Source organism: Curtobacterium sp. SGAir0471, from assembly GCF_005490985.1.
Taxonomy (GTDB): Bacteria; Actinomycetota; Actinomycetes; order Actinomycetales; family Microbacteriaceae; genus Curtobacterium.
The window spans coordinates 2,683,832-2,697,312 of record NZ_CP027869.1 but is presented as its reverse complement, the minus strand read 5'-3'; the positions used below and the strand labels follow the sequence as shown (position 1 = coordinate 2,697,312).

The following is a 13,481-nucleotide window of genomic DNA, read 5'->3' as shown; positions in this document are numbered from 1 at the left end:
TGAGGGCATGAGGAGCCGCACCGTCGCGGCCACGGCCGTCGTGGTGCTCCTCGTCGCGCTCACCGGGTGCACACGGCAGCAGACCGCGTTCGACGGGGTCGCGCGGGCGGCGTGCGAGACGAAGGCGGGGCCGGCCATCGTCGCGTGGTGGCGGGACGAGTACGGGATGACCCCGTGGAAGGTCGTCGACACCCACTCGACGGGCGTCGAGCAGGGTGCGGGCGGATCGAGTGGGGCGGCATCGGCATCCGTCACGGGCGAGTCGTCCGTGCAGCGCGAGGAGCGTGGGACGGCGTCGGAGACGATCGAGTGGTCGTGCTCCGTGCAGACCTCGGCCGACGACCCCTCGACGGTGTCGGCGACGATCCAGGAGATCACGCTGCGCTCGCGCGACCGGTCGTGACGTCGACCGCCCGCTCGACCCGATCCTCGTCTGCATGACCAACAGGTATGTGGAATACGCGAGTTCCGGCCATGCGCACTGCTACCGTCGCCGCCATGACGAGCGATACTGAGCTTCGAGCACTCGCGCAGTCCATCGGGGAACACGCGGTCGCATCATTCGGGCGCGACCGACTCAGAGCGCTGTCCGTGACGCTCGACGCTATCGACCTGACCGCGACGGTGAGCGCAGCGCTCGCTGACGAGACGACGCAGGCGATGCTGGACGTCGCGAACGCGTTCGCGCACCTCGAGGAGCTGTTCCTCCCCGACGCGGTCCTCCGCCTCCGTTTCGTCGACGTCGAGACGATCCGGTCCGCGCCGGTGACGTCCCGGCCGAGCTACGCGATGGTGTGACGTGCCCCAGACACAGAACCTGACAGCGCCGACGGACTGCCTGTCGCGCGCGGCCTGCCACGACACCGCGGCGCAGCTGCTCGACGGGCGGGGCGAGGAGTGGGCAGCGGTCGCGTACTTCTACGCCTCGTACCATCGCGTGCGTGCGGCGATCCTGGTGGATCCGGTCTTCGATTCACTGGTCGATCTGCCGAAGGTCGATCCTCGCATCTCCGTGCAGCACCGCGAGACCAGCCGGCACGAGGGTCGCATCCTCGGCGGAAGGCGGGACATCGGGGTCAACGACCTCGTCCGGACGCTCTACCGGCCCATCTACGCCGAATACCTCGTGTTGCACGATGCGAGCGTGAAGGTCCGCTACGGCAAGGGGATCTCCGCTGATCGACTCGCTGGCGTCAGGGCCTGTTGGTCGAAGGTCAAGCACCAGTACGACGCTGGCGCACTCATCTGGCGGGATCGACAGAACTGAGGGTTGCCGGGTCAGCCGGGCAAGGACTCCTGCGACCAGGAGCCGTCGGCCTGGCGCTCGTAGGCGAGCCGGTTGCTCGCGGCATCGGTCGCGCCCCGCCAGAACAGCATCCGCACCGGCGTGAGCGCGAACCCGGCCCACGTCGACGGCGGTTCCAGGTCGGTGCCCGGCCGCTCGTGCTCGAACGCCGCCCAGAGCTCCCGCCGGCGTGCGGGGGTGTCGGCCGCGGCCGCGTGGTCGTTCACCCACGCCAGCACCTGCAGGTACCGGGTCCGGGCGGCGTAGGCGGTGCGGGCTTCGGCGTCGGTGACGGGTGTCACGTCGCCGACGACCACGAGCTGCCGTGCGGCCTCGGGCCAGACGAGGGTGACGGCGGCGCGGGGGAGTGCGGCGAGCTCGGCGGCCTTCCGGCTCCGGCTGTCGGTGTGGAAGTGCAGGCGCTCCCCGTCGAAGCACGACAGCAGCACGGTCCGGGCGGCGGGGTAGCCGTCGAGGCCGAGCGTGGACAGGGTCATGGTCGGACCGGGCCCGTCCCCGGCGGACGGCAACCACGACGCCGCCAGGACGAGCGGGTCGGCCGGGGCAGCGGCAGCGTCGTGCTGCGCGGCGGCAGCGTCGTCGGCGGCAGCCGCCTGCCCCGGCAGGACGGTCACGGCACCGCCACCACGTCCGCCGCGAGCGGACCATCGCCGGCACCGGCACCGGCACCGGCACCGGCATCAGCACCAGCAGCACCCGCGCTGGTAGCGCCCGAGCCGGCAGTACCTGCGCCGGCAGCACCCGCGCCGGCACCGATCGCGGGCTTCGCGACCGTCGGGTCGAACCGGGCGATCTCGTGCAGGGACGCCACGGCCTCGTCGAGCGACAGGTCCCACAGCGCCTGCCCGTACGCCGCGGTCGCCCGACTCGCGTCACCGACGACCCCGGGCGTCCCGAAGTCGTTCGACAGCCACCCGAAGGACACCGGCCCGCCGTTGAAGCGGATCTTCTCGAACTCCGCCAGGTGGTCCGGTACCCACCGCTCCGCGAGCGACATGTCCACCAGGTCGGGCCGCAGGTGCAGGATCATCGACGTCTCCGCCGCTCCGCCGTGGATCCCGAGCCCGCGCTCGTCGGCGTCCTCGCCGGACGGGCCGGGCATCCGCGCGAGCGTGGGCATCAGGAACGTCTTCAGGCCGTACCGCTTCCGGATCTCCCGCAGGGCGACCTGCAGCAGGGCGACGTTCCCACCGTGCCCGTTCGCGAAGACGAGCGACCCGGCACCCGTGAGCGCCACGGCCCGGCCGATCTGCACGGCGGTGTCGAACATCGTCGACTCGTCGAGCCACACGGTGCCCGGCGCCCAGCTGTGCTCGTCCGACTTCGTGAACGCCAGCGTCGGCAGCTGCCACACGTCGAGGCCCTCGGCAGCGGCGCGCTCGACGGCCGCACCGCCGATGTGGTCGGCGAGCAGGAAGTCGGTGACGAGCGGCAGGTGCGGCCCGTGGTGCTCGACGGCACCGGTCGGCTGCACGACGATCGAGTCGGGACCGATCCCGGCGGCGACCGCCGGACCCGACAGCTCGGCGAGCAGACGCGAGCGGGCGGCCGGACCCGGGTTCGTCGCGCCGCTCACTTGCCGAACCCCGGCACGACGGGCTGCGCTGAGGCGGTCGAACCACCGCTGACGACGAGCGACGGGTCGATGACGTGCCCCGGGTTGAGCAGCCCCTCGGGGTCGGTGCGCCGCTTCAGGGCCACGAGCTCCTCGACGCCGTGGTCGACGTAGTACTGGTGCGGGCTGTGCACCCGGACGCCCAGGTCACGGAGCACCGGGTACCCGGCGTAGACGTCCTCGGCACCGGTGTAGGGCGCGGTGAGCATGCCGATCGGGCCGACGTGCGCCGCCTCGATGTGCAGCATCCCGCCCGGGTAGACCGCCTCGACCTCGGCGATCCGGTCGATGAGCGCCTCGCCGCCGACCTCGACGTGGAAGTACTCGGTGTCCGGCGTGTTCCGCTTCAGCCACCAGATCGGGTGGTTGTAGGACAGCATCGACACCTTGGTGGTCTGCTGCAGGCCCTCGCGGACGTCGGACACGGTGCCGCCGGCCTGCTCGATCAGGGCGCGGGCCTCGTCGAGCATGACGTCGTCGATGATCGCGCGCAGGCTCGCACGGTCGTCCGGGATCGCGGTGTCCGACGGCAGGGTCGCGGCGACCTCGGCCCGGTCGGCGCTGACGAGTCGCGGCACGGGGTCGAGCCCACGCAGGGTCCGGACCGCGACGAGGGCGTCCTCGAAGGTCGGGAACGAGGCGTACACCGCGCGCCACTCCTGCAGCGGCTCGAGCCGGACGGTCGCCCGGGCGATGACGCCGGCGGTGCCGTAGGTGTGCACGAACGGCTGCGCCTCGTCACCCTCGACGTGCAGCAGCTCGCCCGAGCCGGGCAGAGCGACGTCGAGCGCGGTGACGAACCCCTGCCAGTTCGAGCCGTGGGCGATCGAGCCGGTGCCGCCGGACCCGCCGGACAGGAACCCGCCGATGGTGGACTGCGCGGTCGACGGGTACATCCAGAGCTGCTGCCCGGCTGCGGCTGCGGCCTGCTCGAGGGCCACCATCGAGGCGCCGGCCTCGGCGGTGATCCAGCCGTCGCCGACCTCGACGACGGCCCGCGCCCGCGAGGTGTCGAGCACGAGCCCGCCGTGCAGCGGGATGCCCTGGCCGTAGTTGCCGGTGCCCTTGCCGCGCGTGGTGACCGGGACACCGTGCCGGACGGCCGCGGCGAGCGTCGCGGCGACGTGCTCGGCGGACGCCGGGTACGCGACGAGGTCGGCGAGTCCGAGCGGCAGCTGCGCGCTGAGGATCGGGCTCATGGTCGCCTCGTCGACGGAGGCGCGGGCGCGGGTGCGCTCGTCGGCGCTGACGCCGCGTTCACCGAGCAGGTCGACGAGCTCGGCGCGGAGCGCCGCGAGCGCCTCGGCCGGGACGGTGGGGGAGGTGGGGGTGACGGTGGTCATGCTCACTCCTGTGGGGTGGGTGGTGCGGGAGACGACGGACGGGAGGCGCGACACACGACGTGTGCCGTGCCTCCCGTCCGGATGTGGTCGGCTCAGCCGACCCGGTGTCAGTTGCCCAGACCGATGGACTTGTCGAGGAACTCGTTCGTGTACAGGTCGGACGGCTTCAGGTCGCTCTTGACGTCACCGGTACCGGCGAACACCGGCGTGGCCTTCTCGATGAAGTCCTGCATGCGCTGCTCGTCCATCGAGCCGATGTAGCCGTCGGTGTCCTTCGCCAGACCGAGCTTGACCATCTGCGACGCCGCGAACGCGCCGACCTTCGAGTCGTAGGTCCAGCCGTTGTTGTACTGCTGCACGAGCTGGGTGATGAGGTCGTTCGTCGCCTCGGGGGCCTTCAGGTAGTCGACGTCGGCCTGCTGCATGACGGGGACGAGCTTCTGCAGGCAGGGCGTGAGCTTCGACAGGTCGCCGGTGCGGACGGACATGGCCTCGGGGTACGGGTTCCACCCGGTGCTCGAGACCGGCTTGTAGGCGACCTTCTTGCCCCAGGCGGCGACCTGGTTCTGGTAGATGTACGGCTCGGCGGTCGCGAAGCCCTGCTGTGCGTCCTTGCCGCCGGCCGAGACGAACTTCGACGGGGTGCCGTCGTAGCTGCCGTCGAGGACCTTCTTCGGCAGGATGCCGGACTGCTCGAGGTACGTCATGTACGCGGCACCGTTGAAGTAGCGGACGACGCCGCCGTTCTTCTCGAGCTCCTTGCCGAGGTCCTCGATGGAGTCGACGTCGGGGTAGGTCTTCGGGTCCCACATGATGGACATCGGGGACGAGTCGTTCTCGGCGAAGACGGCGGTGGTGGGCAGGTTGCCGGAGAACTGCACCTGCTCGTCGGTGGACATGTAGCCGAGGGTGATGTCCTTGTCCTGGTACATCTGCGAGGCGACCTTCGTGTAGCCGATCGCGGGGCCGCCGGCGCGGATCTCGAGCTTCACGCCGGTGCTCTTGCCGTTGGCGTACAGGTCGCCGGTGACGGTCTTGCCCGAGGCGTCGATCGACGGGTTCGGGCCGAGCATCTCGTACAGGTGGCCGTGCTCGCCCTCGGGGTTCCAGTCGGTCTGGACGACGACCGTCGCCGGGCAGACGTCGGACAGGTCGATCGCGGGGCCGGTCGCGGCCTTCGCGCTGGCGCTCGACGCCGTGGTGCCGGCGGACGAGCCGGCGGCGCATCCGGTCAGGGCGAGGGCGGTCGCCGCGAGGGCTGCGGTGGCGACGCCGAGTCGGGTGGTGGTGCGCATGGAGGCTCCGTTCGTGGTGCGGGTCTCGTGGTGCTGTGGGTCGGGTGAGGGGACGGGAGGGAAGGGGAGGCGGGGGAGACCCGCGCCGCGGCGCACCGGGGGGAGGCCGCCGCGACGCGGGTCAGCTGAAGTCGTGCCAGCGGCCGACGGCGAGACGGCCGATCAGTCCGAACACGAGGAAGACGGCGACGCCGTACAGCGAGGCGATGATGATCGTCGCGTAGAGCTCCGGTCCCATCAGCCGCGAGGCGGTCACCTGGATGAGGACGCCGAGCCCGGGGTTGCCGCGCTGGAAGAACTGGTCGCCGACGATCGCGCCGATGACGCTGAGGCCGGCCGAGGTCCGGAGGCCGACGAAGATCGACGGCAGCGCGGCGGGGAACTGCAGCTTCACCAGCTGGGCGAACCGGCTCGCCCGCTGCAGCCGGAAGAGCTCACGCTGCCCACGGTCGGCTGACTGCAGCCCGAACAGGGTGTTCGACACCATCGGGAACAGGGCGATCATCACCGTGACGATGACCCGGCTCGCGAACTCGTAGCCGAACAGGGCGCCGATGAGGGGCACGAGCGCCAGGATCGGCACGCACTGCAGCACCACCGCGTACGGGTAGAGCGAGCGCTCGAGCCACTTCGCCTGCGCCATCGCCATCGCCCAGACGACGCCGATCACGATCGCGAAGCCGAGGCCGACGAGGGACACCACCGTGGTGCGACCGAGCGCGGACCACAGGTCGCTGCCGAAGGTCGAGGGCGATCCGTCGGGCATCGTGGGGGCGACGATCGCCTTCGCCACGAGGTGCGGGTACGGCACCAGGAACGCGAGGCCGCGGACGTGGTCGTAGTAGGCGGCAGCGGCGTACCAGATGCCGACGAGCACGGCGAGGACGACGACGGGCTGCCACCAGGACACGCTCCGGCGGGAGCGCGGTGCGGTGCGGCGTGCGGCCGCTCGGACGGCACGGGTCTCGGCGACCTCCTGCAGGGTGACCATCAGCGGTGTCCTTCCCGGAGCGCGTGCGAGACCTCGCCGACCAGCTCGGCGAACTCGGGGGTGAAGCGGATGTCGGGGTCGCGGGGCATCGGGAACGGCACGTCGAACCGGCCGACGATGCTGCCCGGGCGTCCCGACATGACGACGACCTCGGTGGACAGGTACACGGCCTCGGACACCGAGTGGGTGATGAACAGGCCGGCGAACTGCTGCTCGACGAAGAGCCGCAGGAGCTCGTCGTTCAGGCGCTCGCGGGTGATCTCGTCGAGGGCGCCGAACGGCTCGTCGAACAGGAACAGCTCGGGGTCGAGCGTCAGCGACCGGGCGAGCGAGACGCGCATCCGCATGCCGCCGGACAGCTGCTTCGGCAGGTTCGTCTCGAAGCCGTTCAGCCCGACCAGGTCGATCGCCCGCGCGGCCTTGGCGGCCCGTTCGGCCTTCGACACGTGCCCGAGCTCGGCGAGCAGCTCGACGTTGCCCTGCACGGTGCGCCACGGCAGCAGGGTCGCGTCCTGGAACACGTACCCGATCCGGTGGGCGGCGACGTCGGCGGTCCCGTCGGACGCCGACTCGAGGCCGGAGGCGATGCGCAGCAGGGTCGACTTGCCGCAGCCGGAGGGGCCGACGACGGAGACGAACTGCCCGCGGTCGACGGTGAGGTCGACGCCCTGCAGGGCGACGGTGCCGTTCGGGAAGGTCATCTCGACGTTCCGGAAGTCGAGCAGCGTGTCCGTCGTGGTGACGGGCGGCGGGGCGGTGGTGGTCACGGGCACCTCGGGTTCTCGGTTCACGGGTTCGTGGTGGTGGGGGACGAGGGGTCAGGCGGGGACGGGGGCCGCGGCACGGGCGGAGGCCGGTGCAGCGACCGTCGTGCGGACCTCGGTGTGGGCGACGAGCCGCCCGCGGGACAGGACGATGCGGTCGGCGGGCGCGTTCGCGACCGCGTCGGTGACGCTCGTCGCGGCGATCGCGAGCAGGTCGGCTCGCCGTCCGGGGACGGGACCGGCGGCCGGGAGGCCCATCACGCTCCGGGCGGTGTCGCTCACCATCGCGTACGCCTGGTCCGGCGTGACGTGCCCGGCCGACACGAGCAGGCTCGCCGTCTCGAGGGCGTCGCTCCGCCCGACCGGGTTGAACGGGTCGCGGACGTTGTCCGCGCCCGCGGCGACCCGCACGCCGGCCTCGGTGAGGGCGCGGATCGCGGTGAGTCCCCTCGGGGTGGACACCGGGTGCTGCCACCCCTGCAGGTACAGGTTGGTGATCGGCAGGGTGATGATGCCGAGGTCCGCCGCAGCGACGTCGGCGACGACCTCCGCGAGTCGCTCCGGGCCGAGCGTGCCGAGCCGGACGCAGTGCCCGGCGGAGTACTGGCGGCCCGTGCGCTCGTCGCGCGACAGCCGCGTGACGGCGCGGGCGTAGTGGTCGAGGGTGACGGGCCCGTCCAGGCTCTCGTCGGTGTGCAGGTCGACCCCGACCCCGCGGCGCTCGGCGATCGCGAGCAGTCGGTCGACGTCGGCGAGCGGATCCTCGGCGAGGTGCGGGGCGCCGCCGACCAGGTCGACGCCGCAGTCGAGGACGGCCTCGACGTGATGGTCGGGGGCGAGCGGGCCGGCGAGGGCGACGAGCTCGATGTCCATCAGGCCGGCGAGCTCGTCGCGGACATGCACGAGGGCCCGGGCGCCGCGGGTGGCCGACTCGACCGGTGCGGGAGCATCCGCGACGGTGCGGCGGCCGCTCAGCACGTCCACGTGGGTGCGGACGGAGGTGGTGCCGGCGGCGAGCAGGGCCAGTGCGGCGGTCCGTGCCCGGTCGGCGACGTCCTCGACGGTCATCGTGGTGGCGTGCGCGGACCACGAGGCGATCGCGGCACCGAGGTCGCCGAGCGGCGGCCGGATGGCATCGGCGCTCAGGGCCTTGTCGAGGTGCGCGTGCGGCTCGGCCGGGGCCGTGAGCAGCAGGCGCCCGTCGAGGTCGAGCACGGCGTCGTCGGGTGCGGTGAGGGTGCCGGCCGGAGCGACGGCGGACACGGTGTCCCCGTCGATCGCGACGTCGACCAGACGGCCGTCCGGCAGCAGCGCGGAGCGCAGGAGCCCGACCTGACGGGGTGCTGTGGCGTCCATGCGGGGCCTCCTGATCGCGTGTGAGAATGTTGATCGCATCAACATCTCCGATGCTAGGGCGGCAGTGTTTCCCTCTCGTTTCGAGGCGGTTGCCGTGTGTGACACCCGTCCCGGTCCGACCGGGAACTCGGAACGACGGTTCCGGCGGGCGGGTCGTCAGCCGTCCGCGCGAGGGCGTCGGAGCCGCCACCACCAGGCCGAGAGGAGTGCGCGTGAGCACCGGCACCACCACCGAGACCGACCGCGTCGTCGACGACCAGACCCAGCGGATCGGGGAGCACATCCGCGCCCGTAGACGCGCCGCACGGCTGACCCTCGTGCAGGTCGCCGAGCTGACCGGGCTGTCACACCCGTTCCTCAGCCAGGTCGAACGCGGGCACTCCCGCGCGAGCATGGTGTCCCTCGAGAAGATCGCCGCGGCGCTCGGCACCACCCAGGTCGAGCTGCTCGCCGCGGGCGCCCCGGAACGGTCGGACCAGGAGGACCGCGGTCCCGAGGTCATCCGCGCGGGCGAGGGTGCCCGCGGCCCGTTCTCGAGCGGCGAGGCGAGGCTCCTCGTGCACGCCGGCCCGCACGCCTTCGAGCCGCTCGAGTGGACCGGGGAGAACACCGACCTCGGCGACTACTTCGAGCACCGCGAGGACGAGTTCCTCACCGTGCTCGCCGGCGACGTCCTGCTCGACCTCCGCGGCCAGGAGCCCCTGCGCCTCGGACCGGGTGATTCCGCGTACTACCGCGGCGGCACCGGGCACCGCTGGTGCAGCGCCGACGGCAGCCGGTTCCACATGATCGTGGTCAAGGAGACGCCGCGTGCCGCAGTGGTCGCGGGCGCCGGACCGGTCCCGAACGGGGTGGTCGCGTGACCGCCGCGCCGGAGCGTCGCCGCGTGCGGGTCGCCGCGCGCCGTCAGGTCGCGACCGACGTCGTCGCGCTCGACCTCGCACCGGTCGACGGCACGCCGCTGCCCGACTGGGAGCCCGGGGCGCACGTCGACCTCGAGGTCGCGCCGGGCACCGAGCGGCAGTACTCGCTCGTCACGACCACGCCCGAGGGGCACTGGCGCATCGCGGTCCTCCGGGAACCGGACGGCCGCGGGGGATCGCTCGCCGTGCACGACGGGCTCACGGAGGGAGCCGAGGTCGTGGTCGCCGGACCGCGGAACCACTTCGGTTTCGACCCGACCAGGCCCGCGGTGTTCGTCGCCGGCGGCATCGGGATCACGCCCCTGGTGGCGATGATCAACGCAGCGGAACGCGCCGGCACGCCCTGGGAGCTCCACTACGCCGGCCGCAGCCGGAGCCGCATGGCCTTCGTCGACGAGCTCGTCGCGGCGCACCCCGACCGGGTCGTGGTCGCCGCAGCGGACGAGCACCCGAGGCTGAACGTCGTCGGACTCCTCGCCGAACCGCGCGACGCCGTCGTGTACTGCTGTGGTCCGCGCGGGCTCATGGACGCCGTCGAGGGAGCCGCAGCGCACTGGCCCACCGGGAGCGTCCGGGTCGAGCGGTTCGAGCCGGCGGCCGACGTGGACGCCCCGGGGGAACCCTTCGAGGTCGAGCTCACCGTCACCGGCGTGACCGTCACGGTGCCGGCCGACCGCACGCTGCTCGAGGTCGCCGAGGAGGCGGGCGCCTTCGTCCTGTCCTCGTGCCGCGAGGGCACGTGCGGCACCTGCGAGACCCCCGTCCTCGAGGGCGCGGTGGAGCACCGGGACACCGTGCTCAGTCCCGAGGAGCAGGCCGACGACCGGACGATGATGGTGTGCGTCTCACGTGCCCGGCGCGGCTGCCCGCGCCTGGTCCTGGAACTGTGACGGACCGTCGACCGGTGCTGTGACGCAACGGGAGGCGGTGCACACGACGTGCGCACCGCCTCCCGTCCGGACCGTCCCCGACCCGGGCCGTGTGCGCCGCTACGGACGCTCGGTGTCGTCGAGCGCGCCCCCGGTGAGCGCCGACAGGCGCTCCAGTCCCGCCTCGGCGACCAGCTGACGCGCCAACGGTCGAGCCCGGTCGACCGCTTCGCGGACGTCGACCTTCGTGACGTCGCCGTCGGCCAGGCTCAGCTCGCCGTCGACCCAGACGTCGCGGACCTCCCGGCTGCCCGCGACGAAGACGACCGCCTGGTAGGGGTCGTGCACGTTCGCGAGCGTGGGGGAGTCGCCGTCGAACACCACCAGGTCCGCGCGCTTGCCGGGCTCGAGCGAGCCGATCTCCTGCTCCATCCGCAGGGCTCGGGCGCCGCCGATCGTGCCCGTCTCGAACGCCTCCCGGGCGCTCATCGCGGTGGCCTGCAGGTCGCGGACGCGGGCGAGGAGCGCGGCGGTCTTCATCGCCTGCAGGAAGTCCTGCGAGTCGTTCGAGGCCGGGCCGTCGACGCCGATGCCGACCGGGACGCCGAGTGCCCGCAGCTCGGCGACCGGGGCGATGCCGCTCGCCAGGATGCCGTTCGCGACCGGGTTGTGCGCGACGCCGACGCCGTTCGTGGCGTAGCGCTCGCGGTCCTCGCGGTCGACCCAGACGCTGTGCGCGGCGATCACCGGGACCTGGAACATGCCCGTCGCCTCGGCGTGGCCGATCGCCGTCCGGCCGGTGCGCTGCCGGGCGGCGGTGACCTCCTCGCGCACCTCGTGGAAGTGCACGTGCACCCCGTGGCCGCCCGCGACGGCGTAGTCGACGTGCTCCTGCCAGGTGTCGTCGGTGTACCGCCCGATCGAGGAGACACCGACCCGGAACGTGCTGTAGCGGCTGGCGTCGGCGGCCTCGCGCAGGGCCTCGAACTCCTCGAGGATCGGGGTCGCGCCGAAGTCGCGGTCGACGTCGCCGGAGCCGAACGACACGACGCCGCGGAGGCCCAGGTCCTCGAGCGCCTGCACGACGCCGGGCGTGGCCGGCTCGTCGGGCATCGGGTCCGCGCAGAACATGTCGTTCGCGGTCGTCACGCCGCTCCGGAGCAGCTGGATCCCCTGCAGCACCGTGCCGGCGTACGCCTTCTCGCGGGTCATCACCGGGTTGACCCGGCCGATCAGCGCGGTGAGCCACTCCCACAGCGTGTACTGGGAGCCGATGCCCGTGATGAGCCCCTCGCTGAAGTGGCCGTGCGTGTTCACGAAGCCCGGCGTCACGATGTCGTACGCGCCGCCGCGGACCGGTGCGTCCGGGTGCGCGGCGGACAGCTCGGCGAAGGTGCCGACGGCGGCGATGCGGTCCCCGTCGAGCAGCACGGCGCCGTCGCGGATCGCTGCGGGCGTGGTGGAGTCGTCCGGTGCGGCGGTGAGCACCCAGCCGGCGCGGATCAGGGTCTGCGTCATGGGGCGAACCTAGGGTGCCCGTGTTTCGCGGGTGTCACCGCCCGGTTTCCCCACGGTGCCCGCGACCCCCGTCGGAACACGGCAGGAACGCGACCGCAACGCGGCCGGAAGGCGTCACGACCGTGACACGGGCCGGAAACAGGCGGCTGCCAGAATCCCTCGCATGCTGACCGTCACCGGTGCCCGCCGCGTCCTCGTCGACCCCCGCACCGAACGGGAGGGCGACGTCGTCCTCGACGACGGCAGCGACCTCGCCACGACGCTCGACGCGTCCGGCTGCGTCGTCACGCCCGGCCTCGTCAACGCGCACCACCACCTGCTGCAGACCGCCTTCCGCACCCTCCCCGGCACCCGCGGCGTCCCGATGGCCGAGTGGCTGCCGACGATGGCCGCGGCGTACGGCCGGGCCGGGCACGACCCCGAGCTGTACGGACTGGCGGCGGCTGCCGGAGCCGCGGAGGGCCTCCTGTCCGGCGTCACGACCGTGGCCGACCACCACCTGAACTGGCCCGTGGACGCGACCGCCGACGACACGGTGGCGCTCGCCGCGGCGACCGTCGACGCCGTCCGGGGACTCGGCGGACGGCTGGTCTTCGTGCGCGGGTCGGCGCGGGACGAGCCGGAGCGTGCTGCGGCCTCGGCAGAGGCGATCGCGACCGGACTGCTGCACGAGCGAGCGGAGGGGGGAGTCGACCCGGACGGTGGACTCCAGCTCGCCGTGGGACCGGCCGGGGTGCACTCCGACGGCGAGGCCACGTTCCGGGCGCTCGGCGAGGTCGCGGCGCGGCACGGTCTCCGTCGTCGCACCCAGGCGAACGAGCAGGTCGACACCGCCATCGCGCTCGAGCGGTACGGCCGACGGCCCCTCGACCTGCTCGAGGAGTGGGGTTGGCTCGCACCCGACGTCACGATCGCGCACCTCTGCGACGTCACCGACGACGAGATCGCACGGGTGGCGTCCGCCGGGGTGACGGCGACGCACGCCCCGGGCTGCGACGTGCCGATGGGGTGGGGGATCGCCCCGGTCGCCCGGCTCGCGGCAGCCGGGGTCCCGGTCGGCCTCGGCACGAGCGGCGGGGGCAGCAACGACGCCGGGCACCTGCTGGCGGACGGGCGGCTGGCGATGCAGGTGTCCGCGCTCGTGGGGCCGCAGCTGCCCGCGCGCCAGGTGCTCGGGATGATGACGGAGGGGTCGGCAGCGGGTCTCGGCCGGCCGGAGCTCGGGCACCTCGGCGCAGGCACCGCGGGCGACCTGTGCGTGTGGGACGTCTCGGGCGTCGCCGACGCCGGCGTCGCTGACCCGGTCGCAGGACTCCTCTGGGCATCCCCGGGGCGGCGACCGCGGCACGTCGTGGTCGGCGGGCGCGTGGTGGTCCGGGACTTCCGGCTCGTCACGGGCGACGAGCGCGAGATCGCTGCCCGGCTGGCCGAGCGGCTCGCACGGACGCCCGCAGCCGTCTGAGCGCGCGCTCCCTCGCCGGCCTCGCGTCGCCGGTGAGCC

The 13,481-nt window shown here is 73.0% G+C and carries 14 protein-coding genes; 6 read left to right on the top strand and 8 right to left on the bottom strand.

Features of this window, described 5'->3' with window-relative positions:
• The first annotated feature begins 7 nt into the window (after nucleotides 1-7).
• The 3 genes from C1N91_RS12505 (at nucleotide 8) to C1N91_RS12495 (ending at nucleotide 1,267) form a co-directional block, all read left to right on the top strand.
• Nucleotides 8-403: a hypothetical protein gene (locus tag C1N91_RS12505; RefSeq protein WP_137767974.1), complete on the top strand. Its 396-nt coding sequence runs from the start codon at nucleotides 8-10 to the stop codon at nucleotides 401-403.
• 188 nt (nucleotides 404-591) lie between these two features.
• Nucleotides 592-798: a hypothetical protein gene (locus C1N91_RS12500; RefSeq protein ID WP_137767973.1), complete on the top strand. Its 207-nt coding sequence runs from the start codon at nucleotides 592-594 to the stop codon at nucleotides 796-798.
• A 1-nt stretch (nucleotide 799) separates the two neighbouring features.
• Complete coding sequence (locus C1N91_RS12495) at nucleotides 800-1,267, top strand: hypothetical protein (RefSeq protein ID WP_137767972.1); 468 nt, start codon at nucleotides 800-802, stop codon at nucleotides 1,265-1,267.
• Between the two features lie 11 nt (nucleotides 1,268-1,278).
• Here C1N91_RS12495 and C1N91_RS12490 read toward each other — a convergent pair whose 3' ends face one another.
• The 7 genes from C1N91_RS12490 to C1N91_RS12460 all read right to left on the bottom strand — a co-directional run bounded on the left by C1N91_RS12490 (nucleotide 1,279) and on the right by C1N91_RS12460 (nucleotide 8,670).
• Nucleotides 1,279-1,920 carry a pyridoxine/pyridoxamine 5'-phosphate oxidase gene (locus tag C1N91_RS12490; protein ID WP_137767971.1) on the bottom strand — a complete coding sequence of 214 codons (642 nt, stop codon included), beginning with the start codon at nucleotides 1,918-1,920 and terminating at the stop codon, nucleotides 1,279-1,281.
• Nucleotides 1,917-2,882, bottom strand: coding sequence for a creatininase family protein (locus C1N91_RS12485; protein WP_175416012.1), 966 nt, complete (start codon nucleotides 2,880-2,882; stop codon nucleotides 1,917-1,919). The genes C1N91_RS12490 and C1N91_RS12485 overlap by 4 nt, the downstream gene beginning before the upstream one ends.
• Nucleotides 2,879-4,264, bottom strand: coding sequence for an FAD-binding oxidoreductase (locus C1N91_RS12480; protein ID WP_137767970.1), 1,386 nt, complete (start codon nucleotides 4,262-4,264; stop codon nucleotides 2,879-2,881). The genes C1N91_RS12485 and C1N91_RS12480 overlap by 4 nt, the downstream gene beginning before the upstream one ends.
• Before the next feature lie 107 nt (nucleotides 4,265-4,371).
• Complete coding sequence (locus C1N91_RS12475) at nucleotides 4,372-5,559, bottom strand: ABC transporter substrate-binding protein (RefSeq protein WP_137767969.1); 1,188 nt, start codon at nucleotides 5,557-5,559, stop codon at nucleotides 4,372-4,374.
• Between the two features lie 121 nt (nucleotides 5,560-5,680).
• The gene (locus C1N91_RS12470) at nucleotides 5,681-6,550 is read right to left on the bottom strand and encodes an ABC transporter permease (RefSeq protein WP_137767968.1); all 870 of its coding nucleotides are present in this window, start codon (nucleotides 6,548-6,550) and stop codon (nucleotides 5,681-5,683) included.
• Nucleotides 6,550-7,341, bottom strand: a complete 792-nt coding sequence (locus tag C1N91_RS12465; protein WP_224441522.1) for an ABC transporter ATP-binding protein — start codon at nucleotides 7,339-7,341, stop codon at nucleotides 6,550-6,552. Before C1N91_RS12465 ends, C1N91_RS12470 begins: the two co-directional genes overlap by 1 nt.
• A gap of 27 nt (nucleotides 7,342-7,368) precedes the next feature.
• A complete protein-coding gene (locus C1N91_RS12460) occupies nucleotides 7,369-8,670 on the bottom strand; it encodes an amidohydrolase family protein (RefSeq protein WP_137767967.1) in 1,302 nt (433 codons plus the stop codon).
• Between the two features lie 212 nt (nucleotides 8,671-8,882).
• On the opposite strand from C1N91_RS12460, the gene C1N91_RS12455 reads away from it, so the two are divergent.
• Together C1N91_RS12455 and C1N91_RS12450 are read left to right on the top strand one after the other, a co-directional pair.
• Nucleotides 8,883-9,533, top strand: coding sequence for a helix-turn-helix domain-containing protein (locus C1N91_RS12455; RefSeq protein ID WP_254678247.1), 651 nt, complete (start codon nucleotides 8,883-8,885; stop codon nucleotides 9,531-9,533).
• Nucleotides 9,530-10,483 carry a PDR/VanB family oxidoreductase gene (locus C1N91_RS12450; protein ID WP_137767965.1) on the top strand — a complete coding sequence of 318 codons (954 nt, stop codon included), beginning with the start codon at nucleotides 9,530-9,532 and terminating at the stop codon, nucleotides 10,481-10,483. The genes C1N91_RS12455 and C1N91_RS12450 overlap by 4 nt, the downstream gene beginning before the upstream one ends.
• Nucleotides 10,484-10,582: 99 nt before the next feature.
• On the opposite strand, the gene C1N91_RS12445 is transcribed toward C1N91_RS12450, so the two are convergent.
• Nucleotides 10,583-11,980, bottom strand: a complete 1,398-nt coding sequence (locus tag C1N91_RS12445) for an amidohydrolase family protein (protein ID WP_137767964.1) — start codon at nucleotides 11,978-11,980, stop codon at nucleotides 10,583-10,585.
• 163 nt (nucleotides 11,981-12,143) lie between these two features.
• Between C1N91_RS12445 and C1N91_RS12440 the strand changes: the two genes are divergently transcribed.
• Nucleotides 12,144-13,442 (top strand): amidohydrolase family protein, encoded by a 1,299-nt coding sequence (locus C1N91_RS12440; protein WP_137767963.1) that lies wholly within the window; start codon nucleotides 12,144-12,146, stop codon nucleotides 13,440-13,442.
• Nucleotides 13,443-13,481 lie beyond the last annotated feature (39 nt).

What these genes read in the sequence shown, in the direction of transcription:
- C1N91_RS12505 (WP_137767974.1), top strand. Translation starts at nt 8, where the DNA reads ATGAGGAGCCGCACCGTCGCGGCCACGGCCGTCGTGGTGCTCCTCGTC.
- C1N91_RS12480 (WP_137767970.1), bottom strand. Translation starts at nt 4,264, where the DNA reads ATGACCACCGTCACCCCCACCTCCCCCACCGTCCCGGCCGAGGCGCTC.
- C1N91_RS12475 (WP_137767969.1), bottom strand. Translation starts at nt 5,559, where the DNA reads ATGCGCACCACCACCCGACTCGGCGTCGCCACCGCAGCCCTCGCGGCG.
- C1N91_RS12470 (WP_137767968.1), bottom strand. Translation starts at nt 6,550, where the DNA reads ATGGTCACCCTGCAGGAGGTCGCCGAGACCCGTGCCGTCCGAGCGGCC.
- C1N91_RS12460 (WP_137767967.1), bottom strand. Translation starts at nt 8,670, where the DNA reads ATGGACGCCACAGCACCCCGTCAGGTCGGGCTCCTGCGCTCCGCGCTG.
- C1N91_RS12445 (WP_137767964.1), bottom strand. Translation starts at nt 11,980, where the DNA reads ATGACGCAGACCCTGATCCGCGCCGGCTGGGTGCTCACCGCCGCACCG.
- C1N91_RS12440 (WP_137767963.1), top strand. Translation starts at nt 12,144, where the DNA reads ATGCTGACCGTCACCGGTGCCCGCCGCGTCCTCGTCGACCCCCGCACC.